This is a genomic window from Niallia sp. 03133 (assembly GCF_052663225.1).
In genome coordinates, this window is sequence record NZ_JBQTCY010000010.1 from 138,431 (window position 1) to 162,114 (window position 23,684).

Here is a 23,684-nt window from a genome sequence, read left to right on the forward strand (position 1 = left end):
TTAATGCGTGGCTTCTCTTTATAAACCATTAGCATCAAACATTTTTATTTTTCCCTTTATTATGGAAAATGAGTCTGTTTCGAAAAATATCTATAGCAGAGCGTATTGTATTATTACATTATATTAATATATACTCTCCATTTTATTTCACTTTTTTTCATTTCCAGAATAATTAAAGTAAATCATTCAAAACATTCGGTATACCCCGTTTAAAGTGGGAAATATGTGGATAGAAAACTGATGAATAAAAAGGATGAATATAGTTTGAAGTGTTCTAGTGTTAGGAATCCTTTAATTCCATTTAGAAGCGTTTAACTGACTCAAAGAATCTTGCTCAATAAAAAAGGTGATGCATTATGGAAAGGCATCACCTTTAAACTTTACAGTACTGGATTAAGCTTTAGATACATTAGAAGCTTGTGGTCCACGGTTACCTTCAACGATTTCAAAAGTAACTTCTTGGCCTTCTTCTAAAGTTTTGAAACCTTCAGTTTGGATTGCAGAGAAGTGAACGAATACGTCTTGACCTTCTGTAGACTCGATGAAACCGAAACCTTTTTCTGCATTAAACCATTTAACTTTACCTGTGTTCATTGTAAAACCTCCAAAAATGTGTTACACCTTTAAGCACCTAATATAAACTTTTAGGAATCGATAAATCTTCGCTACATAAAAGGTCGTAGCCTTTAATATGCAGGGATCAAAATCGCCTACATATTATTGCAGCTACGACCACTTATCCATAAAACATATACCGAACTTAATAGCGTTATATACATAATATAAAATTTTTCAACTATTGTCAATTGCATTTTAAGAAAGTTTCCCTGGTTTAGAGATGTTCCTTTTTTCAGAAAAAAGGAACATCTCTAAATAATTTCTTTATATCAGACGGGCTTCTGCTGAATCAACCGTGTGTTTCAGAAGCATGCTTATTGTAACAGGGCCTACTCCACCAGGAACAGGTGTAATTGCAGATGCAGGTTCATAACATGCATCATAATCAACATCACCGATATTGCCTTTATTATAACCAGCATCTAAGATTACTGCTCCTGCTTTAATCCAGTCTCCTTGGATAAAATTTGGTTTTCCTACAGCTGCGATAACAATATCCGCCTGCTTCACATGGCCAGCAAGATCTGTTGTTCTTGAATGGCATGTAGTAACCGTAGCATCTTCATTCAATAGCAATGCAGAAACCGGTTTTCCAAGAATTGGACTTCTGCCTACTACTACAGCATGTTTCCCGCTTGCTTTTATATTATAGTATTCCATTATTTTCAATATTGCAGCTGGTGTACATGATGGATATTTGCCAAAACCTAAAGCTGTTTGTCCATATCCAAAGCTTGTTACCCCATCCACATCTTTTTCAATATCAATTGCTTCAAATGCTTTTCTTTCATCAATTTGATGAGGCACTGGATGCTGAAGCAAAATGCCATGAACATTATCATCTTCATTTAATTGATAAATCGTTTCTAGTAGTTGATCTGTTGTTGTTTCTTTGTCTAATGTTATTTTTTTCGAATCAATTCCGAGTCTAGCGCATGCATTTCCTTTCATTCTTACATATGTTTCAGAAGATGGATCGTCTCCTACTAAAATGGTTGCTAAACAAGGTGTAATTCCTTTAGCTTTTAATGCTGCAATTCTTGTCGTTAATTCGTCCTTTACTGCGTTTGCTACTACATTACCATCTAGTATAAGTTTCTCTGTCATATATATCCCTCCGGAAAAATGTTAAAAGATGCTTCTATACATCTTTTGCCCAGACGACCGGCGATACTATACACAGCTCCCATATGGTTTATTCCATTATTGTCGTCAGTCACTGTGTAATTTGCTTAATACAGAAGTATCATAACACAGGTGCGTTCCAATTTGAACAATGTTTTTTCTTTTATTCATATGCTTGTAGTATAGTATTACCCTTTTTCTTCGTACTGGCTGTTTTATTACTTATTTTAGAATATAATACAACAATTTACAAAATAAAAAAGTGCCTCCCAATTTAGAATTCAGCTTTTGCTAACTCAGAAATCTTATAGTTAGAAAATGCTGTTATCTGATTAGAGACACTTTTTTCATGCAAAATGCATATACTTAAGGATGTACACTTAATAATTAGTTGTGTATATTCCTAAAACAACGAAAGCCCTACCTCTCTTTCATCCTTACGGCTCCTCGGCCGTGCCAGTGTGAAATTAGGATTGTTCATTCGAACGGCTAAATACATATCTGAATTAAATTTTAATGGAAGGATTAATCCGCGATTATTGAAGGTGATAGAATATGTTTTTGAAGATAGTTGAAGTGTAAATCTAAAATTTAGTAATAGTTCCGATTTTTATTAAATGACTAACTTACACGCTTTTTCTACATGAATCCGTTCAAAACCTTAAATACATACAAGGAGTATCTTATCCTAATATTTACAAAAAGTCAAATGGTTATTATTCCTTTTTTCATTCAAAGTGCCAGCGTCTTTTTCATTTTTATTTTATCCATCATAAATAAAAATGAAAAGACCACGATCTGTATTTTCCTTTTATGAAAGAATAGTGGTCATATTTTTGAAGCATATAGATTAAGCTGGCTATTCTTTTTTTACAAATCAATCTGTACAGTTGCGTTCAAAATTTCTTTTTCCAAGCTCTTCGCATACCACAATTTTTTTTCTTTATTCCATGAATAAAAGTCTGTCATAAAGTTAATCACGTTATTTTTGTATTGCTTCACTTGGTTCATATCAAATAAGATAAATCCTGTGCGCCGCAGCAATACATCTACTGGCGTTACTGCCATTTCAAATTCAACCGCATAACGGATTTTTGCCCATAATAGAAGTGGCAGTTCATATTTTGCTGCTTCTTCGTTTTTTTCTTTTATCATTTTAAATAGAATGAGTGCATTGCTTCCAAATTGTCTGGCAAGAATCGCTGCTTCCTCCGTAGTTAATCCAGCTTCTATTCCAACCGATGCAGCACTGGACTTATAGCTTTCAAAATTGGCAGATCCGCCGACATCGCCTCCCGAAATGGGCAAATGTTTTGTTGTACATGGACCATATTTTTTTTGCAGCTTATTAGAAACTAAATCCACAACCGTCTCGGCCATTTTTCGATATCCTGTCAATTTTCCACCTGCTATCGTAATTAATCCAGAAGGAGATTCCCATATTTCATCTTTTCGAGAAATTTCAGAAGGATCTTTCCCGTCTTCTAAAATTAACGGTCTAATCCCTGCCCAGCTTGATTCAACCTGTTTTTCTGTAATTTTTACGGTTGGAAACATATATTGAATCGCTTTAATAATATAGGCTCTATCATCACTTGACATGGTTGGATGTATCGGATCATCGCTATAAAAAGTATCCGTTGTACCAACATATACTTTTCCATCCCGAGGGATGGCGAACATCATTCTTTTATCAGGTGTGTCAAAATAAATCGCCTGATTAACGGAAAAAAGGATTGATCGATCACAAGGTGCACCCCTTTTGTCAATTGAAGAGCTTTTCCTTTTTTGCTTCCATCTTTTTCTCGAATAGCATCTACCCATGGTCCTGCTGCATTTATTATTTTTTCTGCATAAATTTCGTATTTTTCTCCAGATAGCTTATTCGCAACTAAAACTCCATTTACTTTCCCTTGAGCATTGTATAATAGCTTTTCCATCTTTGTGTAATTAAGGGCAGCCGCGCCTTTTTCGATTGCCTTTTTTATTACCTCCATTGTTAGGCGACTGTCATCTGTCCGATATTCCACATAATAGCCCCCTCCTTTTAATCCTGCTTCCTTAATGAGCGGTTCTTTCAATAATGTTTCTTCTTTCGTGAACATGATGCGTCTTTCCTCTTTTTTTACTCCTGCAAGAAAGTCATATACTCTTAAACCGATGCTTGTGGTGAACTTTCCAAAAGTCCCCCCCGCATGAAATGGAAGCAGCATCCATTCTGGTGATGTCACATGTGGACCATTTTCATAAACCACCGCTCTTTCTTTTCCAACTTCTGCAACCATTTTCACTTCCAGTTGCTTCAGATATCGCAATCCTCCATGAACCAATTTAGTGGATCTGCTTGATGTTCCTGCAGAAAAGTCCTGCATTTCAACAAGCCCCGTACTTATTCCTCTTGTTATTGCATCAAGAGCAATGCCAGCTCCAGTAATACCACCACCAATAATCAGCACATCAAATTTTTTCTCTTTCAATTTTTGTTCGATTTCTTTTCGATTAAGTGGTTTCATATACTGTCCTCCTATACGATCCTGCTTAAACAAACAAAAAGAGAGCACAAAGCGACATTATCAGCTATCCGATAATGACTATTGGTCTCTCCATATCTCCAGACATCTTATTAACTTAAAAATAGTATAGCATAATAAACTGTATTTTCACACTATACATACTTAAATGAATTTCACAAGAAAAAGAAGCTACTTGGTATAGAAATAATTCGTCTTTCACTTGTTATAATTATGCTTATTTAAATGCCATTGTTGCATAAACAGCCTTGTTCCAACCTGCATACAATTCCTCGCGTTTGTTTTCATCCATATTTGGTTCAAAAGCTTTATCCAAACTCCACTTTTCAGAAATTTCTTTTTGATCTTTCCAAAACCCAACCGCAAGACCAGCTAAATAGGCTGCACCTAAAGCAGTCGTTTCATTGATAACTGGAAGCTCTACAGGAACATTTAATATATCTCCTTGGAATTGCATTAAGAAATTATTTTTTACAGCACCGCCATCAGCTCTTAATGTCTTTAATTTAATTTGAGAATCTGCTTCCATTGCAGACAGAACATCTCTTGTCTGATAAGCCAACGATTCTAATGCGGCACGAATAAAATGTTCCTTTGTTGTACCTCTTGTTACACCAAACATTGCTCCCTTTACATCACTGTCCCAATACGGCGTTCCTAAACCGACAAATGCAGGCACTAAGTATACTCCATCTGTTGAAGGGACACGGCTTGCATATGTTTCACTGTCTTTCGCATCCTTTAACATTCTTAATCCATCACGCAGCCATTGAATAGCAGATCCTGCTACAAATATGCTGCCTTCTAATGCATATTCAACCTTTTCATTTAACCCCCATGCTATTGTTGTTAATAGTCCATGTTCTGATTTTACGGCTTTTTCACCAGTATTCATTAGCATAAAGCATCCTGTGCCGTACGTATTTTTTGCCATGCCTTGATCAAAGCACCCTTGACCAAAAAGAGCTGCCTGCTGATCACCAGCCACTCCAGCAATTGGAATGTTTTTCCCAAAGAAATGATAATCTATCGTATGACCGTAAATTTCAGATGAAGGCTTCACATCTGGCAGCATGGATTTTGGAATCGTTAAAATATTTAATAATTCTTCATCCCATTTTAAGTCATATATATTGAACATTAAAGTCCGGGAAGCATTTGAAAAATCAGTAACATGGGTCTTTCCACCTGAAAGCTTCCATATTAGCCAAGTATCAATGGTTCCAAATAATAACTCTCCGTTTTCTGCTTTTACTCTTGCGCCTTCTACATGTTCCAGAATCCATTTTACTTTTGTTCCAGCAAAATAGGCGTCAATTAAAAGACCGGTTTTATCGCGGAATAATTGATCATAGCCTTTTTCTTTTAATTCTTCACAAATTTCCTTCGTTTGCCTTGATTGCCATACAATCGCATTATATATAGGATTTCCTGTTTTTTTATCCCAAACTACTGCTGTTTCTCTTTGATTCGTTATTCCAATTCCTTCTATTTGTTCTGCTTTAATATCCGATTCTGATAAAACGGCTGCTATAACAGACAAAATCGACCCCCATATTTCATTGGCATTGTGCTCCACCCAGCCAGGCTTCGGAAAAATTTGCGTGAATTCTTTTTGCGCAGAATGAACTATCTCTCCTTTTTTATTGAATATTATCGCTCTTGAACTAGTTGTTCCTTGATCCAAGGATAAAATGTATTTCTCCATTGTAAATTCCTCCGGTTTTTTTTCTTTTTATTATTTTCATACGATTCTAGTAAGCTGCTTTTCCCCTATCGTATCCTTTCCCCTTTTTATTTCCCAAAAAGCAAAATACAATAAAGTGAACCTTTCCATCAGTGGGGGTTTTACTGCCCGTTAAGAGTAGGATAAATCGAAAAAAGGAGCGCACGACAGTAATTCACCACATATAACATGTGATAACCTGTGTGCATCTCCTTTTATCCAACACGTTTTATTAACTTATGAGGTTATTATACCAATAAATGAAAACGCTGTCAATGTTTTTTTATCCTATATTCACTATAAAATTAGGAAAAATAATGTAAGACAATTTTCTGTATCCAGCTATCTTAAAAGAACAGAAATATACAAATGTCTACTAGTTATCTTTTTTCATTCAAAGGTGTTTTTAGATGTTGTGATGCCTGCAGCACCAGCTTGTATCGCATTTTCCACTCATATTAGCAGAAGCTGGTATTATTTTTTGGTGCATCCTACCTATTCTCCTCCATGCTCCACCTTATTCAAAAAACATTTACTTATTGGTTTTTCCTTCATAATAATGAAAACATAAAATGCAAAGATAAAGAAACGCTATGCCTATGGAATAACCACCAAGTACATCTGTTGGATAATGTACCCCTAAATAAATTCTGCTTATTCCGATACTTAGAATAAAAATCGCCATCAGAATTACTGTGATTAATTTGATACCTGCTGATTTTATTAAATGAATAATAATAAATGCCAAGCTGCCGTAAAACAGTATTGCACCCATAGAATGACCGCTAGGAAAACTGTAGCTTTGTTCCACCACAAGTGGCAGGATATCTGGACGCTCCCGCTTAAAAAACCATTTTAATCCTTTATTTAACAAACCTCCCAACCCTGATGCACAAAGAAGAAAAATAGCTAATGACCATTTTTTCCTCCAGCACAATATTCCCGAGATGAGGACAACTAGAGCAGCAATCCATTTTATCGAAGCAAAAAAACTAATGGTTATCATAATGGGTGTAAAATCATCTGAAATATAGGATTGTACAAATGAGATGATATGTTGATCAAAATCAATAATATCCTTGCTTGTCACCCAATTGGCTATGGCAATAAATCCACTGCATCCAATTACAATCACAGATAAAAATAGCAGCAAATATTTAATGGTTAGTTTTTTTGCATTATCCATGTTAATCCTCCTATTTTGGTTGAGTTTGTCCAACCATTTGTCACTTGTCGAAACACTTGAAGTAAGTTTGAAAAGGTGAGATAAAAAGTCTATCCTATTCTTTTTATCATCGCAATATATTGTTTTTCTATATTCTAGATTTCGCTTTACTCTTTTTTCTTTTATTTCCATAAAAATCTGCTTTAAAACGAATAAATCTTTTCATAAACACATGCCTAAACATAAAAATTTCCGTGGGATCTTACTTCTCCCCACGGATACCGTTAAGCTTCTTTTACTGCTTTTTTTCTTGTTCTTTTTTTCTTTTCTTCTGGTTTATTTGGCTTGGTTGTATCAATAGAAGCTTGAAGCGCGGCCATTAAGTCCATTACGTTGGTCGTTTCTGCTTTTTCTTTGCTTACCACTATTTCTTTGCCTGATTTTTTCGATTCAATCAAATGCAGCAATGCCGTTCTATAATCATCTGTATATTTATTCGGATCAAATGTTGTGGTTAATTGGTCAATTAAAAGAATGGCTGTTTCCAATTCCTTTTTTACAATTTGTCCTTCCGCAGGAACACTCGGAACATCCTCCACTTTTCTTACTTCATCAGGAAAATGGATTGTCTCCATTACAAGTGTATTTTCGTAAACACGAATAACAGCAAGCTGCTCTTTAGAGCGGATGATAATCTTTGCAATCCCTACTTTTCCTGACTCCATTAAGGCTTGTCTTAATAATGCATATGCTTTATTTCCGCCTTCACCTGATGACATGTAGTAGCATTTCTCATAATAAATAGGATCGATTTCTTCCATTTTCACAAAATCGATAATCTCAACTGCTTTATCTTCGTTTTCTTTTCGCAATTTTTCTAATTCTTCCCCATCCAGAATAATATATTTCCCTTTTGCATACTCATATGCTTTTACAATCTCTTCTGGAGCAACTTCTTTTTGACATGCCGAGCATTTTTTTTCATATTTTATCGGTGCATGACATTCTTTATGAAGTGTTCTTAATTTTATATCTTTATCTTCTGTTGCAGTATGCAGCTTAATTGGAATATTAACTAGTCCAAAACTAATATTTCCTTTCCACATTGTATGCATGGTTGTAGACCTCCCATCTTGCTCCTTAAATAAGCAATATTTTTTTGCAACAGGCTGTCGATAAGCGCTCGAATTCTTTGTTCCAAGCAATTTCGGATGAACAATACAAATACTAACGCTGCTCTGCTAAGGCTTCACCTCGAAACACAAATGTTTACGACCGACCTGCAAATTTTGTCTCTACTTTTAAAATGGCTTATCAACTGCTCTTTCATTCAATTAATAATTGGAAATGAATGAATCAACTAAAAAAGTGAAAGCATAATACAAATGCATTTTAGCAAAGGATGAAAAAGATGATCTATTCAGCTAATTTTACCGTTGTCGGCTATAATAAAAAAGAAAATTCCTTTATTGTATCACTTGTCAAAAATGAAGAATTAATAGAGGTTGGTTCCTTTCATAAAGGATTAACTAAACAAGAGAAAGAAACATTATTGCAGATAATCAACCAAAATGGAGGAAAGAGCGATAAAAATAGCATCTATGTGCAGCCAGGCATTTGTGTCCAATTACAATTCAGCTCTTTTGAAAACGCTCAAATAGCAAATGCATCTTTTCAAGAATTTTTATTAGGTTACAATTGGAAAAAGTGTACTTATGATCAATTGATAGAAAAAAAGATAGCAGCAAAAGTGGAGATAACCCATCCTGATAAACGATTGTTTCCAAATAATAATACAACAAAGCAACAATATATTCATTATTTAGAGGCAATTGCTCCTTATTTGCTTCCCTTTTTAAACAATCGATTGCTAACCACAATTCGTTACCCGCATGGGCTTTTTGGTGAATCCTTTTATCAAAAACAATGTCCAGACTATGCTCCGGAATTTATTATGACAAGCAGAAAAGAATCAATTGATTATATTATTTGCAATTCGATCGATAGTTTAACCTGGTTGGGCAATCAACTGGCATTTGAATTTCACATTCCTTTTGAAACCATCTATTCAGAAGGAAACCCATCGGAAATTGTATTTGATTTAGATCCACCTTCAAAAGAACATTTTCACTTAGCGATTGATGCAGCTAAAATGCTGAAAGATATTCTAGACAGCTTAAAACTGTATGCTTTTTTAAAAACTTCTGGTAATAAAGGCATTCAAGTATACATACCACTGCCTGAGAAAACTTTTACATACAAAGAATCAAGGAAATTCACAGAGTTTGTTGCTCAATATATGGTATCTTCCAAACCTGATCATTTTACTATTGAGCGCCTGAAAAAAAATCGCCATAACCGATTATATATTGATTATATTCAGCATAGTGAGGGAAAAACGATTATTGCTCCTTATTCGATTAGAGGCAATAACGAGGGTAGTGTTGCCTGTCCTTTATATTGGGAAGAATTAACCGAAGATTTATCTCCTAAAACATTTACGATGCAGCATGTACTATCGCGTTTAAACAAGCAAGCTGATCCTTTTGAAAATTATTTGAAAGCAAAAACAAAGCAGCCATTCGAAAAAGTTTTAGACTTTATTAAGAAATAGTTTTTTATTATAGGCTGTCGAAAACGTTCGCTTTTAATGCAGGAACGATTTCGATCAGCATGAAAAGTTTGCCTTCTTCTATTTAAATAAACTTTGTTTAAGACATACTTGTGGTTAAGGTGCTTGAATATCTTTTCTCATCCTATGCTTTTCATTTATTAATACCTTATCCTACATCCTTATTTTGCCCCTTACTGATTAGGAAGTTTACATTCATTTGCTGGGATTTGCACAAATGCTTGTATGCTCGCCTGTCTTAATGAACGCCCTTCAGGCCATTCGAAATAATGGACCTTTACAGTAATAACGGGCTTCAACCACTGTACCTCGCTTCTTTTTTCGGGCTGATTAATAAAAGGTTTGTTGTCTATTTTCAACAATTCCAGAATCTCTGTTAATTTTCTCCAATCTTCATTTTTAAGTTTTCCTGTTCCTACATGTCAAATATACCAGAATTGATCCTGCTTATCGTAGAGGCCAAGCAGAACGGAATTAACGATTCCAGATCGATAGGTAGCCCCGCCGATAACTGCAATACTATCTTTATAGTTTTTTATTTTTTTCCATTCAGCACTTTTCCCACCTACTATGTATGTACTATTCAAATTTTTTAAATGTATCTACATAAAAAAATATGTACATTAATATATTTAATTATCCAAATCCCTTTCTAATAGGAATATCTAGAAATTATTTCTAATGTACAAAAATATTTAATGTACATAATATTTTCTTTTTTTGTACAACTATTACTTAATATATAGATAATATTAGGTTTTAATGAATTAAATACAATTGATAGCTACAATTAACAAATAAAACAATAAATATATTGGTATTAATGTGTTTATAATAAGAAAAAAAGGAATGACTAGAATGCAACCAATTACACCTTTCGAACCTATTGGCACAGATATAATACCTGTTGGTGACAACTGGATTGGACAAGTAAAGTGGGACGGAACAAGAATACTTACTTATTCATCTGTAAAAAGTGTAAGACTTTTTAATCGAAAACTTAATGAAAGAACAAAACAATATCCAGAATTATTGATACCATCAAAATATACACAAGCTAAATCAATTATTTTAGATGGTGAAATAATTGCGCTCAAAGAAGGAAAACCCTCATTTTACGAGGTGATGAAAAGAGATAAAATTAAAAATATTGAGAAGAACGAAAGGATTATTCAAAACATACCCATAACCTATATGGTATTTGACATTCTCTATTTGGATGGAAAATGGCTAACAAAGTATCCACTTGTTGAAAGACAAAGGTTCTTAAAAGAAATTATGATCCCAAATGAACACATACAAATAGTTGAGAGCTTTACCGATAAGGAAGGACTTTTTCAAGCATGTATGAAAAGTGATCTTGAAGGCGTCGTATTTAAAGATCTTAACAGTACCTATTTAATAAAAGGCAAAGATAGTAGATGGCAAAAAAAGAAAAAACAACATGACCTTGTTGCTGTAGTTGGAGGTGTTTCCTACAAAAATTCAATGGTAAACTCCTTAAATCTAGGACTATTTAATGAAATCGGTCATTTAGTTTATATAGGTAGCGTAGGTACTGGAAAATTAACAAGAAAGGATTGGATGGACCTTACAACAGCAATAAAACCTTTAATTACAGAAAAAACACCCTTTATTAATTTCATTGATAAAGGGAACATTGTCTGGTTAAATCCTATGCTAACGGTAAAAGTTACCTTCCTTGAATGGATTGAAGGTCAAATTTTAAGACATCCAGTTATTGAGGCATTTGTTTCTGTTTCACCATCAGATTGTAAAATAGATTTTATATAAAATTTAGATTTCTTGTAATGAACAAACATTACTTGGAGGGGTAACATGATAAAATTGATTCTTTAAACTTGTTTTTTAACAAAAAGTTTACATAAAACAATTGAAATCAATATATAAGTGAAATATTATATAAGTAAGTTTTTATATGTGATTTCATCATAAGAAAGAATTAGATGTAAATGAACTTATATAAGTTATGGATTGCAAATTTTTTAAAAGTAAAAAACTGGTACTAAGACTTTGTGAATTAGCAAAAATAAACCATACAAATGAAGTTTTTATTTGAATAAACAGACGATCCTATCGGTAAATAGACAGTAATAAGTGGATCATATAAGCAAATAGTTATATATTAATATTTCGTTGAATATTAGGAGGTGCGATTATGCGAGTATCAACTGTTCAAATTGAAAACGCAGCAACAATCTTAAAGTTATTAGGGGATAGAACTCGTTTAACAATGGTGAAGATTTTAGAATCACAAGATTGTTGTGTTTGTGAATTTGTGGAAATATTTAAAACAAGTCAGCCTGCTATTAGTCAACATGTACGTAAATTAAAAGATGCTGGAATTGTAAAAGAAACAAGAAGAGGACAATGGATTATCTATTCATTGAACAAAGAAAATGATTTTTATCCATTTGTCCAAAACTTACTTCAACAACTGCCAAATCAAGATTTCAAATTACAAGAATTAGAACAACATGGATTGCGAATTTCATGTGAATAACGGAGGTTAAAGTATTGACATCAGTTATATTAGCATCATTGTTTTTTTTAATAACCCTTATTTTAGTTATATGGCAGCCAAAAGGATTATCAATCGGCTGGTCAGCCTGCGGGGGAGCCATTCTCGCCTTAATCGTAGGAGTAGTAGATTTTAAAGATGTAATAGCTGTTACTTCTATTGTATGGAACGCTACATTAGCCTTTATAGCAATTATTATTATCTCCCTTATCTTAGATGAAATTGGTTTCTTTGAGTGGTCAGCTCTCCATATGGCCAGAGCTGCACGAGGAAACGGAGTTCAAATGTTTGTCTACGTGGCTATTCTAGGAGCATTAGTTGCTGCGTTTTTCGCAAACGATGGTGCAGCCCTTATTTTAACTCCTATTGTTTTAGCAATGGTCCGAAATTTAAAATTTAATGAAAAAATGGTTTTTCCATTCATAATTGCGAGTGGTTTCATTGCGGATACAACATCTCTTCCGTTAGTTGTAAGTAACTTGGTTAATATTGTTTCTGCAGATTTTTTTAGGATTACATTTACTGAGTTTACTTCAAGAATGATTATTCCAAACCTCTTTTCCTTGATTGCAAGCATTTTGGTTTTATATCTCTTTTTCCGTAAAAGCATACCGGAAAATTATGATCTGTCTCAACTTAAGCAGCCAGTCGAAGCGATTCAAGATAAAAAAATGTTTCGATTATCTTGGCTTGTGCTAGGAATCCTTTTAATTGGATATTTCGCAAGTGAATTAACTGGAATTCCTGTTTCTATTATCGCGGGTGTTGTCGCTATTTTTTTCCTTGCTATGGCTAGAAAAAGCCCAGCTGTTCATACTCGAGCTATCATTAAAGGTGCACCTTGGGCAATTGTCTTTTTTTCAATTGGAATGTATGTGGTAGTTTATGGATTAAGAAATGAAGGATTAACGAATATATTAGCTGATCTTATTCAAATGACCGCCGATCAAGGCTTATTTGCTGCAACGATAGGAATGGGATTCATAGCTGCTATTCTTTCATCTATTATGAATAACATGCCTACTGTTATGATTGACGCACTAGCTATTGCAGATACAACGACAAGTGGTCCAATAAGAGAAGCGCTCATTTATGCTAATGTCATCGGCTCAGATTTAGGTCCTAAAATCACGCCAATCGGTTCCCTTGCAACCTTATTATGGCTGCATGTCTTATCGCAAAAAGGGGTTAAGGTATCTTGGGGAACTTATTTTAAAACAGGAATCATTCTAACCATTCCAGTATTGTTTATTACTTTAGTTGGTTTATATATATGGTTGATCATTATTCATTAATTATTAAAGGAGAAATACAACATGACTAAAAAAATAATCTATTTCTTATGTACAGGCAACTCTTGCAGAAGCCAAATGGCAGAAGGTTGGGCAAAAAAACACTTAGGTGAGGAGTGGGAAGTGAAAAGTGCAGGACTTGAAGCACACGGACTAAACCCGAATGCAGTGAAAGCAATGAATGAAGCAGGAATCGATATTTCGAATCAAACATCTGATGTGATTGATCCAGAAATATTAAATAATGCTGATTTAATTGTAACACTTTGCGGTCACGCAGCAGACAATTGTCCTGTAACTCCTCCGCATATCAAACGTGTACACTGGGGCTTTGATGATCCTGCAAAAGCTACAGGGACAGAAGAAGAAAAATGGGCTTTCTTCCAACGTGTTCGTGATGAAATTGGCGACAGAATTGAACGTTTTGCTCAAACAGGTGAATAGAGCCTGTTTCTAAAAGCTGTGAGATTACCTCGTGTATTTTTACTGTATAATCATTAAATTTCTTTATAAAAAAATCCTAGCCTTCCAACAAATTAATTGTTGGAAGGAGATTTAACTCTTTTTAATTTTTTTATAAAAAAGCAGAAAAAGAAACGTTTAAATGAATAGCATAACTAAAACATTTCGCTCCTTCTCTCCATTAATAAAACATCTCTCCAAATACCATTATGTTTACCGATTTTTTCTCTTCTTCCGACTTCCCGGAAACCACAACCTATGTGAGTATAAAGACTTGCTTTGTTTTCAGGGAAAATTCCAGATTGTAAGGTCCAGTAACCTTTTTTCTCAGAGTGATCAATTAATGCTTCTAACAGTGTTTTTCCTAACCCTTTCCCATGATAATCGGGGTGAAGATAAATACTTACGTCACCAACTCCCTCATAGACGCATCGGCTTGATACCTTGCTTATGGCAGCCCAACCAATGGTTTGAAATGTATCGTTATTTATTAGAACTAAGCTACAAGATAGATCACGATTGTTTTTCCAACTTTCCCAATTAGGTGTTGTGGTCTCAAATGTGGAGTTTCCTGATTCAATCCCAAGACGATAGATTGTTGCTACTTGTTCCCAATGATCCTTTGTTAATAAATCAATTTGAAAGTTCATCGTTTTCTTCCTTTTCTGTAAGTTTTTCTATTTTATAGAAACAAGATGATTCTTCTTTTTTATCAACTTCTTCAAGAATAATATTACAGCAATCATTTTTCTTTTCTGTTTTGAATAATTTTTGAAATAAACTCATATTCATCACCTCCTAGATAAAGTAAAATAAGAACCCTGAAATTGTCGACATACTGAATACGGAAAGAACGAAGGCAAAGACTAATTTCTTTTTGAAAATACTATTAAGCAAGGTGACCTCTGGCAGACTAGCCCCAGCAGAACTAATAATAAGAGCCATAACTGGACCTAATGCCATTCCTTTTGCAATCATAATTTGGGAGATCGGAATCATCGTTGATAATCGGATATAGAGGGGGATTCCTATAATAGCAGCAATAGGAACAAGCCACCAATTATCCCCTCCAAAATATTGAGCAATAAATTCAGTTGGTACAGCTCCGTGGATAATAGATCCAATAGCAGCCCCAATTAGGAGATAAGGATACACCGTTTTTATGAGTGTTATGGTTTCTGAAAAGGCGTTCTTTAAATTAAATGCTTTTTTTTCTGCCATATAATTTTTGACTAAGACGTTTTTCACTTCTTTTTCAAACCCTAGCTTTTCAAGGCTGAATCCAATGATAATGGAAAGAACAGTTGTGATAAGGGTGTAATAAAGAGCTACTTTCCATCCAAGTAATGCGGTCATAATGGTTAGAATCGTTGGATCTAAGACGGGCGATGAAAAAAGAAAGATCATTACAATACCAAATCGAATTCGATTGTTTAATAGATTCACGACAACAGGTATCGTGGAGCATGAACAAAATGGAGTGACAAATGCGAAAAGAATAGCGATCAATGCACTAACGAGTGGATGACTCTTTTCCATGAGTTGTTCCATTTTGTCATAGGGAATAAATGCTTGAATGATGTTAATAATAAATGAAATACCGATAAATAAAACGGTTAATTCCAGAGCAATCCATAGAAAACTTTTGAAAACTTCGAACCACATAGTAATTCCTCCCTTATTTAGTTGCAAAATGCAAGTATAAATTTATTTAAAAAGCAAGTAAATGAACTTGCTTATTGAACAGGTTTACAGCACATTTTACTTTTTGCCATGGATTGATTGAGTAAGGTTAAGGAACGGATAACCGTTTCTTTTTCAAAATCAGTCATATATGAAAATACTTCATTCAGGAACTGATTCATTTGGGTATCAATTGATGTTGCGATTATTTTACCTTGTGTTGTTAAATGGAGCTCATATACTCGTTTATCTTGAATGGACTGTCTTTTTTCAACCAATTCCATCTTAATTAAGGTTTGAATTTGTCTGCTGAAAGTAGTAATATCTATTCCTAAAACTTCTGATATTTCCTGCATAGATGGGTTATGTCTTTTATCAATTTCAAATAATATGTGACTTTGGATAAGAGAGATTTCTGTAGATCCTATAGAACAGCAATTTTTATCTAGTAATCCAAAACGTCTTATAGTTGTCTGCAAAATTTCACGAAGATTTTCTATTCTAATCACCTCATTTCATATTTTAATAAGTATTTACCAATTGTTTATAAGAAGCCTGAAAACTACACTCTGTTTTTTCGCCACGGGAACATGGATTTTCTTGGAAGAATTGAGTAATAATATAGTTTTTCGCTTCCTTAACATCGATATCAAACGCATTCATAATAAGATGAAAGTACGAATGAAAATATTCAACTGATAAATTCCCTGAATTGTTAACGATCATGATTATCACTTTCCTTACATCAAATAGTATTGATTTAATTTAATTATATTCATTTACTTGTAAAATGCAAATATTATTTATTATTTTTGTTTTTTCTTTAATAAGGAAAACAAAGATTTTCAGTGGATATATTTTGCTTGATAAATTTATCAAATAAAGACAAAAAGTATCGAAGCTGTTTTATATCATTTGATTAGAGAAATTAATCGATATTATTAGAACAAAATATCATCAGTGTATTGGGCAGTATCCCAGGTTAATTATCTATTTATTTAATAAATGTACCGATTGAATTCCCTATTAATTACTGAGAATCTTACATCCATTATTTGTTTTACAATTTATATGATTTTTACTCACCAGCTAAATAGTCTAAGTTTGGTTCTTAATAAAGTTAAGGACCTGTGAAAAAGGTTAATTTTCTTTAGCTTTTAAGTAAACATTATTTATATATAAACAACGTGAAAAGGTTATAAAAGCAAAAATACTCTTGATAATAATTCGCTGATCCACTCTTCTCCAAAAGGTATATCTTCTGCCATGATAGGTTCAAACGGTTTAATTGGTTTTATATCCATCCCTATCTCCTTTTCGTACAGTTTGTGTTAATTCATGATTCGATAATATGCATAGTATTTCTTCTTTTATAGATTATATGAAATAAAAAAGGAGGTGTCCTATAAGTCGTTTTTCCGACTTTTGGACACCCTTATTAAGTTGAAAAATACTGTTAAATCAGCTTTCCTGATTTTTTTCGTATGAGTTGCTGCTTTGTGATTCGCAGCCTGTATACACTTCGATTTCTTGCGGAGTGAGCGCCGAGCCGCTTCTTCGCTTGCGCTCTGGCAGGATCTCGCCTATCTCGCTAATCCCACAGGAGTCTTCGTGTATAACAAACAGGCTGCTAGGTTCATGATAGGAAAGGAATTTCATCTTATTCAAAATTCTACAAACCTTTAGAAAACAGCCATAGATTTTGAAAAGTTGATACTTTTCGGACAGCCACAATTGCTTATAACACAATACTATTAGTTCCTTTAATTAAACAAACAAGAAATCCCTAGTATGGAGACTTTATTTTGGAGCTCGGAAACCTGCATTTATCGCATCTTCTTCCGAACAAAACATGACTTCTTCTTTTGTTTGTTTATACCAGCGTGAGTCCGGTGTATGATAAATTTTTGCTGAAGAAGTAATATTTCCTTTAATATTGCATGCATTGGAGTTGTTTGCCTTTTTTTCTGGTTCTTCTTTTGGTTCTATTAAATCTTTATGAAAACCATCGTCTTGAGCATAATTTTCAACTTTCCATATGCCAATTCCTTTTTGCTGGGCCTTTTTCTGCAAACTAGTAAAGGAATCGACATAACGGGTATTTGGTGCATAAATATAAGCCACCCTAGCAAACCCTTTTTGAAGCAGTTTTTCCTGAATCATTTCTCCGTCTGCATAAACATATGCCAAAAGTCGTCCATATTTATCCCGATTTTGTCCGATATCAAATTCAAGCTGCAACGTTTTTGCCTGTTCAACTAAATTTCTCGTAAATGCTTTTGCTTCTTTTCCATATGGCTGTTCTCCAAAGCGGGGATGGGATGTTTCTGGCGTATCAACTAATAAAAACCTTACTTTTTCCTTTTCACCTTTATAAACTACCCCGATGGTATCTCCGTCTATTGCCTTATCAAGCTTTACCGCTTCTCTTTTAAATGTTGATTGTTCTCTATTTTCTCCCGATTCGGAAGTCTGTGAACAGCCTGCTGTTACACACAGCATTATCACCAAGCAGCTTGCAACTATTTTTTTCATCTAATCCTCTCTCTTCTCCCAGCTGTTTTTCCGTAATTGCCCAAATAAAAAAGCTGTCTCTAACTCAGGACTTTTCTCGATGTTCCTAAACAATCAAGAAAAGATCCTAATGGACAGCCTGAAGCTTGTGCATTTAATGCTTTGTCAATACTTAACAGCCTATGTGTTAAAAAAGCTTTCTTTCACCTAATTTTTATGCATCCATCTTCTTATACTAAATTTTTTCGCAAAAATTGTTGTGCCATTTGTTGGAGCTTTTCATATTGAACTGCTTCCTCTTCACACAATACCTTATTTAAAACATTAAAATTGTCTGTATATTTTAAATCTACTTCTGCTTCTACTTGATAAACATATGTCGCATTGCCAATTAAATCAATTCGATATTTACCATCTGTTTCATGCACATAGCAGCGAACCTTTCCGCCATTATTGTATACCTCAATATATTCGCCGACTTGATTATATCCATTAAGAATAGAAACAAGGGAGGAAGCAGACATTGCTGTTCCACATGCATTTGTAAACCCTACTCCTCTTTCAAATGTTCGGACATAAATACTTCCTTTTTCCAAAATATAAACAAAGCTGACATTTACTCCATCTTCAAATAATTCATTGGGTCCATTAACATATGTACTTAATGATTCTTGAAGAGAGGAGTCGATTTGTTTTTTATCGACGATAGAAATAAGATGCGGATTAGGAACTGCAAGTGCAGTAAAATCCAGCTCCTCATTCAAGGCCGGCAGCTTTTCATTGCGTAATGTTTCTTGATTAATGTTTAACGGCAAATCTTTCACGTTAAATGACACAGGCGAGATTTCTACTAAATAAGTTGGTATTTCAGGAAAAATATCTTCTTCCTTTTTCACTTCTAAATTTGCTTTCATTGTTTCAATGATTGCTTCTTCTACATCCAATAATTCACAAACATATCTAGCTACACAACGAATTCCATTTCCGCACATGGAAGCTTCGGAACCATCTGCATTAAAAACGCGCATTTTTGCATGTGCCGATTCACTTGGCAGAACAAATAAAATTCCATCTGCTCCTAGAGATGAATCTCGATTGCAAAAAGATTGCGCAAGCAGTGCACGCTCCTCTTCTGAAAAATGATACGGATTAGATATTTCATCTATAATTAAAAAATCATTTCCACTTCCATGACATTTAGTTAATTTAATATTCATTTTTTGTTCCTCCAAATATTTTTGCATTATTCTCTCCCATTTTACTGTGCATAACTTCATCCTGCAATTATTTCCTCCCTTATTTTATGGAAAAGGAATGAAAGCAGCGCTCACTTAGCTGGTTATACCTCATTTGTTTCCTTAATAAGAATACTAAAGTGCAGGCATTTTTTAGTATGATGAAGAATTGAAAAAAGTCTCCATCTCCATTTTATATAAAACAAGGCAAACACACTTAGGTTTATTCCTACTGAAGGTGTTTGCCTTGTTTTATCCCACTCTTAACGGGCAGTAAGACCCCCACCTCGTAGATGCTGAGAAATCGAGGAAGCTAGGTGGGGGATAACTGCCCGTAAAGGTCCGATAAGTTCAACTAACCATCAGTGGGGGAGGAAGAAACCCCCCACTGATGGAAAGGTTCACTTTATTAATTATTGCGAACTTCCAATAATTTTTTTGCCCAAAGGATAGAATTTGTGTATGCAAGATGCAGCTCTTTTTCTTCTATTCTTAATTCCTGGCAGCTTTTGCTGATTGTTTTCCAATCTGCTTTTTCCATGGCAAGTACCATATTTAAAACGATTCTTTGAGTATTCTTTTTTCCCATCAATGCATCAGATATCGCTTCATCTAAAGGTACTTGTTTTAATATTTCTTTTATTGGTAGATTTAATATGCTATCCATTAAAGAAAACATTCCCGTTAAAAAATGGCCAGTAATATTCGTACCTGTAGGCATAAGTCTTGCCACCAATTCACACATTCTGGCACGCACTAAACATAGATTCATTTTTTCTTTTGAAATCCCATTTTGAGAGTTTTTTTCACGAACCGCTAAAACATACAACCATTTTTGCAATTCCATTAAACCAAGCAAAACGATTGCCTGCCTTATACTTGTCACTTTATGTTTAAGACCAAAACCAATCGTATTAATTAGTTTTAACAGCTTGTAAGATAATGAGACATCTTGTTCTATTAGGTTAGAAATAACATCAATGTTTGGATCTTTTTAAGAAATAAATTTAATAATATTCACATAAGTATGAAAGTAGGTTGGCACATCATGTGTTGATATAATGGATGGCTTCGAGAAAAAATATCCTTGAAACAATTCATATCCTAATCTTTTTGCTTTTTCATATTCTGCTTTTGTTTCTAATTTCTCTGCTACCTTTATTATATCAAATGGTTGCAGCATCACTTCTAATTCTGTTCTTGTTTTTTCAGCAGTGTTCATAAAATCAATTTTCACTATATCTGCCTGCATTAATAAATCATACGCATAAAGATTATCTTTATCAAATATATAATCGTCTAAAGCGATTTTATAGCCTAATTCTTTTAACTCCTTGCAAATGTTTATAATTTTTTGACTAGGTTCTACAGTTTCTAAAATTTCAATGACAATATCTCTTGGCTGAAAATATATCGGCAGCTTTAATTCTAATAAATTTTCGGTAAAATTAATAAAACATGGCTTTCCTTGCGATAGCTTCTCTATGCCAATATTTAAAAAACTGTTGATAACAACATCTGCCGTTGCATGATCACCATCAACATTAGGAAAACTGTTTATTTGATTATTTCGATATAGTATTTCATATCCATATACTTCTTCCATTCTATTAAACAGCGGCTGTCTCGCCACAAAAACTTCCATTTTTCTACCTCCGCCATAATAAAGCTATACCTCATATACTTCAAATAAATCTTCCAAATCCTCTATAAAATTTCAGAATCCGCCATTCAAAACGAATCTTTCTTCATATATATTGTTAATGAAATTTTATTCAGGAAGATGAACAATCCATGAAAACATAGTTCTATTTTAACATATAATCCCTATATTATTCCATTTATTGTGTATATTGAAGGATGAACCTTCTAAGAAAGCAATAGATGGATGGAAAACTTTTTTACTTTTTCAAATGCGGTTTGTAAAATCGAAAACAAAATAAAGCAAACTCCATCAGTCGGGGTTTTTCCTCATCCCTCAATGATAGTTAGTTGCACTTATCGGACCTTTACGGGCAAGTTTCAACACCTAGTTTCCTCGATTTCTCGGCATCTTGAGATGGGGGTCTTACTGCCCGTTAAGAGTGGGATAAATCTAACCTCTATAAAAAAATATCAAGGACTCGATTTCATAAGTCCTTGATATCTAATCACTGTCAATTATATCTGATAATTATTCACTAAGTTTAAATTCTTTGTATAAATTCCCCATCTCAATCGCTCCAACTGCAGCTTCCCAGCCTTTATTGCCTGCTTTTGTTCCTGCTCTCTCAATAGCCTGCTCAATTGTTTCGGTAGTAAGAACTCCAAATATTATCGGTACACCAGAAGAAAGGGAAGAACTCGCAACTCCTTTTGCTACTTCATTGCTGACATAATCAAAATGAGGTGTTGCACCACGAATTACCGTTCCTAACGTAATGACTGCATCAAATTTATGAGAATCCGCAATTTTTTTGGAAGCAAGAGGAATTTCAAATACACCTGGCACCCAAATCACAGATATATCTGCTTCTTCTACTCCATGTCGTTTTAGTGCATCTTCTGCACCAGCTAATAATCTTGTCGTAATAAATTCATTAAATCTTGATACTACGATTGCAATTTTCAGTCCACTTCCAATTAAATTTCCTTCGTATGTTTTAATCATATTGTTGGCTCCTCTGTTTTTTGTAATTTTTCCATATAAGAAATAAGTTCTTGAATTGTAATCATTTTTAAGTCAAATCGTTCTGCTGTTTTTATTAAGTCAGGTACTCTTGCCATAGTTCCATCTTCATTTAATATTTCACAAATAATACCCGCAGGCACACTTCCAGCTAATTCTGCTAAATCAACAGCAGCTTCTGTATGTCCATTGCGTTCCAATACACCGCCATCTTTCGCGATCAAAGGAAAAATATGTCCGGGTCTTGTAAAATCTTGTGCTTTCACCTTTTTTTCGACCATTTTTTTAATCGTCAGCGCCCGTTCAAAAGCACTAATTCCCGTTGTCGTTTCTTTATGATCAATGCTGACCGTAAAGGCAGTTCCCCGTGGATCATTATTTACTTCAACCATTGGAGAAAGTTCCAATTGTCCAGCCAACTCTTTTTTTATTGGTGTACAAATAAGACCTCTTCCTTCTTTTGCCATAAAATTAATCATCTCTCCACTTGCAAATTCAGCAAGTCCAATGAAGTCTCCCTCATTTTCTCTATCCTCATCATCACATACGATGATAACTTTCCCTTTTTTTAAATCGGCGATCGCCTCTTCAATGGAATGAAACATGTGTATTCACCTTTCTTTCTTGCTAATAAAATCCATTTTCTTTTAAAAATGAAGGAGTAAGCTTGCTTTTTTCTTCTTTTTTTTCATTTCCTTTATTCATAAAGGAATAAAAATATTTAGCCATCATATCAAATTCCAGATTCACCATATCCCCTGCTTGTTTCTTGCCTACAATTGATAAGCTTGCAGTATGAGGAATAATGGAAACAGTGAATGCATGATCCTTTACTTTAAAGATGGTTAAACTAGTTCCATCTATTGTAACCGACCCTTTTTCAATCAATAAATGGGAATACTTTTTTGGGACTTCAATATCGATGACAACACTATTTTCTACTTGTTTCTTATTTAAAATCGCTGCCGTACAATCTACATGACCCGTGACAAAATGCCCGCCAAACCTGCCATTAGCCTGCATCGCCCGTTCTAAATTTACAGGACTGCCATCTTTTAATGCACGAAGCGAAGTTTGTTGAAATGTCTCCGGCATGACATCCATTGTAAAAACCGTTTGGTTAAAAGAAGTTACCGTTAAACAAACACCATTTACTGCAATACTGTCTCCCAGCTTCATATCTGCCATAATGATGTTGGCTTGAATGGTTATAGTTAGTGAATGTCCGCTCTGGGAGATCTTTTTTACGGTCCCTTTTTCTTCAATTATTCCAGTAAACAAAAAACACCCTCCTTCTTCTCAACAGGAATTTTCATAATGGATATGGGTAAATAGTAAATTCGGAGTTTGGTAAGAGGATCATAAATGGTGAAACTAGGAAAATATCAGCAGCATTCTCGTCTTTCCAGTTTTCATTCAGCTATTCTTTTTGAATATTGCTGTTTTATTATATCTTTTCCAAGAAGCAGTAGAAAAAACGGGATTTTTTTT

22 protein-coding genes, 3 pseudogenes and 1 riboswitch are annotated in these 23,684 nt (G+C 34.1%); of the genes and pseudogenes, 5 read left to right on the plus strand and 20 right to left on the minus strand.

Annotated elements, in window-relative coordinates:
• Nucleotides 1-393 precede the first annotated feature (393 nt).
• The 6 genes and pseudogenes from ACTYBU_RS15420 to ku all read right to left on the minus strand — a co-directional run bounded on the left by ACTYBU_RS15420 (nt 394) and on the right by ku (nt 8,280).
• Nucleotides 394-594, minus strand: coding sequence for a cold-shock protein (locus ACTYBU_RS15420; protein WP_445491091.1), 201 nt, complete (start codon nt 592-594; stop codon nt 394-396).
• Nucleotides 595-882: 288 nt separating this feature from the next.
• A complete protein-coding gene (locus tag ACTYBU_RS15425) occupies nt 883-1,725 on the minus strand; it encodes a bifunctional 5,10-methylenetetrahydrofolate dehydrogenase/5,10-methenyltetrahydrofolate cyclohydrolase (protein WP_445491092.1) in 843 nt (280 codons plus the stop codon).
• Nucleotides 1,726-1,765: 40 nt separating this feature from the next.
• A riboswitch (ZMP/ZTP riboswitch) is annotated at nt 1,766-1,848 on the minus strand.
• Nucleotides 1,849-2,613: 765 nt separating this feature from the next.
• Nucleotides 2,614-4,256 (minus strand): annotated as a pseudogene (locus tag ACTYBU_RS15430) (glycerol-3-phosphate dehydrogenase/oxidase).
• 235 nt (nt 4,257-4,491) lie between these two features.
• Nucleotides 4,492-5,982 carry a glycerol kinase GlpK gene (gene glpK, locus ACTYBU_RS15435; RefSeq protein WP_445491094.1) on the minus strand — a complete coding sequence of 497 codons (1,491 nt, stop codon included), beginning with the start codon at nt 5,980-5,982 and terminating at the stop codon, nt 4,492-4,494.
• 550 nt (nt 5,983-6,532) lie between these two features.
• Nucleotides 6,533-7,186, minus strand: coding sequence for a phosphatase PAP2 family protein (locus ACTYBU_RS15440; protein ID WP_445491096.1), 654 nt, complete (start codon nt 7,184-7,186; stop codon nt 6,533-6,535).
• A 263-nt stretch (nt 7,187-7,449) separates the two neighbouring features.
• On the minus strand, nt 7,450-8,280 hold the full coding sequence (gene ku, locus ACTYBU_RS15445; protein ID WP_445491098.1) for a non-homologous end joining protein Ku: 831 nt from the start codon (nt 8,278-8,280) through the stop codon (nt 7,450-7,452).
• Nucleotides 8,281-8,567: 287 nt separating this feature from the next.
• Here ku and ligD point away from each other — a divergent pair, with 287 nt between their 5' ends.
• Nucleotides 8,568-9,779, plus strand: a complete 1,212-nt coding sequence (ligD, locus tag ACTYBU_RS15450; RefSeq protein ID WP_445491099.1) for a DNA ligase D — start codon at nt 8,568-8,570, stop codon at nt 9,777-9,779.
• A gap of 191 nt (nt 9,780-9,970) precedes the next feature.
• Here ligD and ACTYBU_RS15455 read toward each other — a convergent pair.
• Nucleotides 9,971-10,204, minus strand: a pseudogene (locus ACTYBU_RS15455) (ATP dependent DNA ligase); the annotation flags it as partial.
• Nucleotides 10,205-10,219: 15 nt separating this feature from the next.
• Nucleotides 10,220-10,384, minus strand: a complete 165-nt coding sequence (locus ACTYBU_RS15460; protein WP_445491101.1) for a hypothetical protein — start codon at nt 10,382-10,384, stop codon at nt 10,220-10,222.
• A 271-nt stretch (nt 10,385-10,655) separates the two neighbouring features.
• Here ACTYBU_RS15460 and ACTYBU_RS15465 point away from each other — a divergent pair, with 271 nt between their 5' ends.
• From ACTYBU_RS15465 to arsC, 4 genes are all read left to right on the plus strand, one after another.
• Nucleotides 10,656-11,591 (plus strand): ATP-dependent DNA ligase, encoded by a 936-nt coding sequence (locus ACTYBU_RS15465; protein WP_445491103.1) that lies wholly within the window; start codon nt 10,656-10,658, stop codon nt 11,589-11,591.
• Between the two features lie 385 nt (nt 11,592-11,976).
• Nucleotides 11,977-12,321 carry an ArsR/SmtB family transcription factor gene (locus ACTYBU_RS15470; RefSeq protein WP_445491104.1) on the plus strand — a complete coding sequence of 115 codons (345 nt, stop codon included), beginning with the start codon at nt 11,977-11,979 and terminating at the stop codon, nt 12,319-12,321.
• 14 nt (nt 12,322-12,335) lie between these two features.
• On the plus strand, nt 12,336-13,634 hold the full coding sequence (locus ACTYBU_RS15475; protein ID WP_445491105.1) for an arsenic transporter: 1,299 nt from the start codon (nt 12,336-12,338) through the stop codon (nt 13,632-13,634).
• Between the two features lie 21 nt (nt 13,635-13,655).
• Nucleotides 13,656-14,075 carry an arsenate reductase (thioredoxin) gene (arsC, locus tag ACTYBU_RS15480; protein WP_445491107.1) on the plus strand — a complete coding sequence of 140 codons (420 nt, stop codon included), beginning with the start codon at nt 13,656-13,658 and terminating at the stop codon, nt 14,073-14,075.
• A 173-nt stretch (nt 14,076-14,248) separates the two neighbouring features.
• On the opposite strand, the gene ACTYBU_RS15485 is transcribed toward arsC, so the two are convergent.
• The 12 genes and pseudogenes from ACTYBU_RS15485 to ribE form a co-directional block, all read right to left on the minus strand.
• Nucleotides 14,249-14,743: a GNAT family N-acetyltransferase gene (locus ACTYBU_RS15485; protein WP_445491108.1), complete on the minus strand. Its 495-nt coding sequence runs from the start codon at nt 14,741-14,743 to the stop codon at nt 14,249-14,251.
• Entirely contained in the window at nt 14,727-14,879 is a 153-nt protein-coding gene (locus ACTYBU_RS15490) for a hypothetical protein (protein WP_445491110.1), read from the minus strand. The genes ACTYBU_RS15485 and ACTYBU_RS15490 overlap by 17 nt, the downstream gene beginning before the upstream one ends.
• A gap of 12 nt (nt 14,880-14,891) precedes the next feature.
• A complete protein-coding gene (locus tag ACTYBU_RS15495) occupies nt 14,892-15,758 on the minus strand; it encodes a permease (protein WP_445491112.1) in 867 nt (288 codons plus the stop codon).
• A gap of 71 nt (nt 15,759-15,829) precedes the next feature.
• On the minus strand, nt 15,830-16,276 hold the full coding sequence (locus tag ACTYBU_RS15500; protein WP_445491188.1) for a MarR family winged helix-turn-helix transcriptional regulator: 447 nt from the start codon (nt 16,274-16,276) through the stop codon (nt 15,830-15,832).
• A 22-nt stretch (nt 16,277-16,298) separates the two neighbouring features.
• Entirely contained in the window at nt 16,299-16,502 is a 204-nt protein-coding gene (locus ACTYBU_RS15505) for a hypothetical protein (protein ID WP_445491113.1), read from the minus strand.
• Nucleotides 16,503-17,576: 1,074 nt separating this feature from the next.
• Nucleotides 17,577-18,311 carry a thermonuclease family protein gene (locus tag ACTYBU_RS15510; RefSeq protein ID WP_445491115.1) on the minus strand — a complete coding sequence of 245 codons (735 nt, stop codon included), beginning with the start codon at nt 18,309-18,311 and terminating at the stop codon, nt 17,577-17,579.
• 209 nt (nt 18,312-18,520) lie between these two features.
• The gene (dapF, locus tag ACTYBU_RS15515; protein ID WP_445491116.1) at nt 18,521-19,507 is read right to left on the minus strand and encodes a diaminopimelate epimerase; all 987 of its coding nucleotides are present in this window, start codon (nt 19,505-19,507) and stop codon (nt 18,521-18,523) included.
• 427 nt (nt 19,508-19,934) lie between these two features.
• The gene (locus tag ACTYBU_RS15520; protein WP_445491189.1) at nt 19,935-20,507 is read right to left on the minus strand and encodes an EAL and HDOD domain-containing protein; all 573 of its coding nucleotides are present in this window, start codon (nt 20,505-20,507) and stop codon (nt 19,935-19,937) included.
• 12 nt (nt 20,508-20,519) lie between these two features.
• On the minus strand, nt 20,520-21,170 hold the full coding sequence (locus tag ACTYBU_RS15525; protein ID WP_445491117.1) for an EAL and HDOD domain-containing protein: 651 nt from the start codon (nt 21,168-21,170) through the stop codon (nt 20,520-20,522).
• A 528-nt stretch (nt 21,171-21,698) separates the two neighbouring features.
• A complete protein-coding gene (gene ribH / locus ACTYBU_RS15530; RefSeq protein ID WP_445491118.1) occupies nt 21,699-22,175 on the minus strand; it encodes a 6,7-dimethyl-8-ribityllumazine synthase in 477 nt (158 codons plus the stop codon).
• 26 nt (nt 22,176-22,201) lie between these two features.
• Nucleotides 22,202-22,798: pseudogene (gene ribB / locus ACTYBU_RS15535) on the minus strand (3,4-dihydroxy-2-butanone-4-phosphate synthase); the annotation flags it as partial.
• 22 nt (nt 22,799-22,820) lie between these two features.
• Complete coding sequence (gene ribE / locus ACTYBU_RS15540) at nt 22,821-23,474, minus strand: riboflavin synthase (RefSeq protein ID WP_445491120.1); 654 nt, start codon at nt 23,472-23,474, stop codon at nt 22,821-22,823.
• Between the last annotated feature and the right edge of the window lie 210 nt (nt 23,475-23,684).

What these genes read in the sequence shown, in the direction of transcription:
- ACTYBU_RS15420 (WP_445491091.1), bottom strand. Translation starts at nt 594, where the DNA reads ATGAACACAGGTAAAGTTAAATGGTTTAATGCAGAAAAAGGTTTCGGT.
- ACTYBU_RS15425 (WP_445491092.1), bottom strand. Translation starts at nt 1,725, where the DNA reads ATGACAGAGAAACTTATACTAGATGGTAATGTAGTAGCAAACGCAGTA.
- glpK (WP_445491094.1), bottom strand. Translation starts at nt 5,982, where the DNA reads ATGGAGAAATACATTTTATCCTTGGATCAAGGAACAACTAGTTCAAGA.
- ACTYBU_RS15440 (WP_445491096.1), bottom strand. Translation starts at nt 7,186, where the DNA reads ATGGATAATGCAAAAAAACTAACCATTAAATATTTGCTGCTATTTTTA.
- ku (WP_445491098.1), bottom strand. Translation starts at nt 8,280, where the DNA reads ATGCATACAATGTGGAAAGGAAATATTAGTTTTGGACTAGTTAATATT.
- ligD (WP_445491099.1), top strand. Translation starts at nt 8,568, where the DNA reads ATGAAAAAGATGATCTATTCAGCTAATTTTACCGTTGTCGGCTATAAT.
- ACTYBU_RS15465 (WP_445491103.1), top strand. Translation starts at nt 10,656, where the DNA reads ATGCAACCAATTACACCTTTCGAACCTATTGGCACAGATATAATACCT.
- ACTYBU_RS15470 (WP_445491104.1), top strand. Translation starts at nt 11,977, where the DNA reads ATGCGAGTATCAACTGTTCAAATTGAAAACGCAGCAACAATCTTAAAG.
- arsC (WP_445491107.1), top strand. Translation starts at nt 13,656, where the DNA reads ATGACTAAAAAAATAATCTATTTCTTATGTACAGGCAACTCTTGCAGA.
- ACTYBU_RS15485 (WP_445491108.1), bottom strand. Translation starts at nt 14,743, where the DNA reads ATGAACTTTCAAATTGATTTATTAACAAAGGATCATTGGGAACAAGTA.
- ACTYBU_RS15490 (WP_445491110.1), bottom strand. Translation starts at nt 14,879, where the DNA reads ATGAGTTTATTTCAAAAATTATTCAAAACAGAAAAGAAAAATGATTGC.
- ACTYBU_RS15495 (WP_445491112.1), bottom strand. Translation starts at nt 15,758, where the DNA reads ATGTGGTTCGAAGTTTTCAAAAGTTTTCTATGGATTGCTCTGGAATTA.
- ACTYBU_RS15505 (WP_445491113.1), bottom strand. Translation starts at nt 16,502, where the DNA reads ATGATCGTTAACAATTCAGGGAATTTATCAGTTGAATATTTTCATTCG.
- ACTYBU_RS15510 (WP_445491115.1), bottom strand. Translation starts at nt 18,311, where the DNA reads ATGAAAAAAATAGTTGCAAGCTGCTTGGTGATAATGCTGTGTGTAACA.
- dapF (WP_445491116.1), bottom strand. Translation starts at nt 19,507, where the DNA reads ATGAATATTAAATTAACTAAATGTCATGGAAGTGGAAATGATTTTTTA.
- ACTYBU_RS15525 (WP_445491117.1), bottom strand. Translation starts at nt 21,170, where the DNA reads ATGGAAGTTTTTGTGGCGAGACAGCCGCTGTTTAATAGAATGGAAGAA.
- ribH (WP_445491118.1), bottom strand. Translation starts at nt 22,175, where the DNA reads ATGATTAAAACATACGAAGGAAATTTAATTGGAAGTGGACTGAAAATT.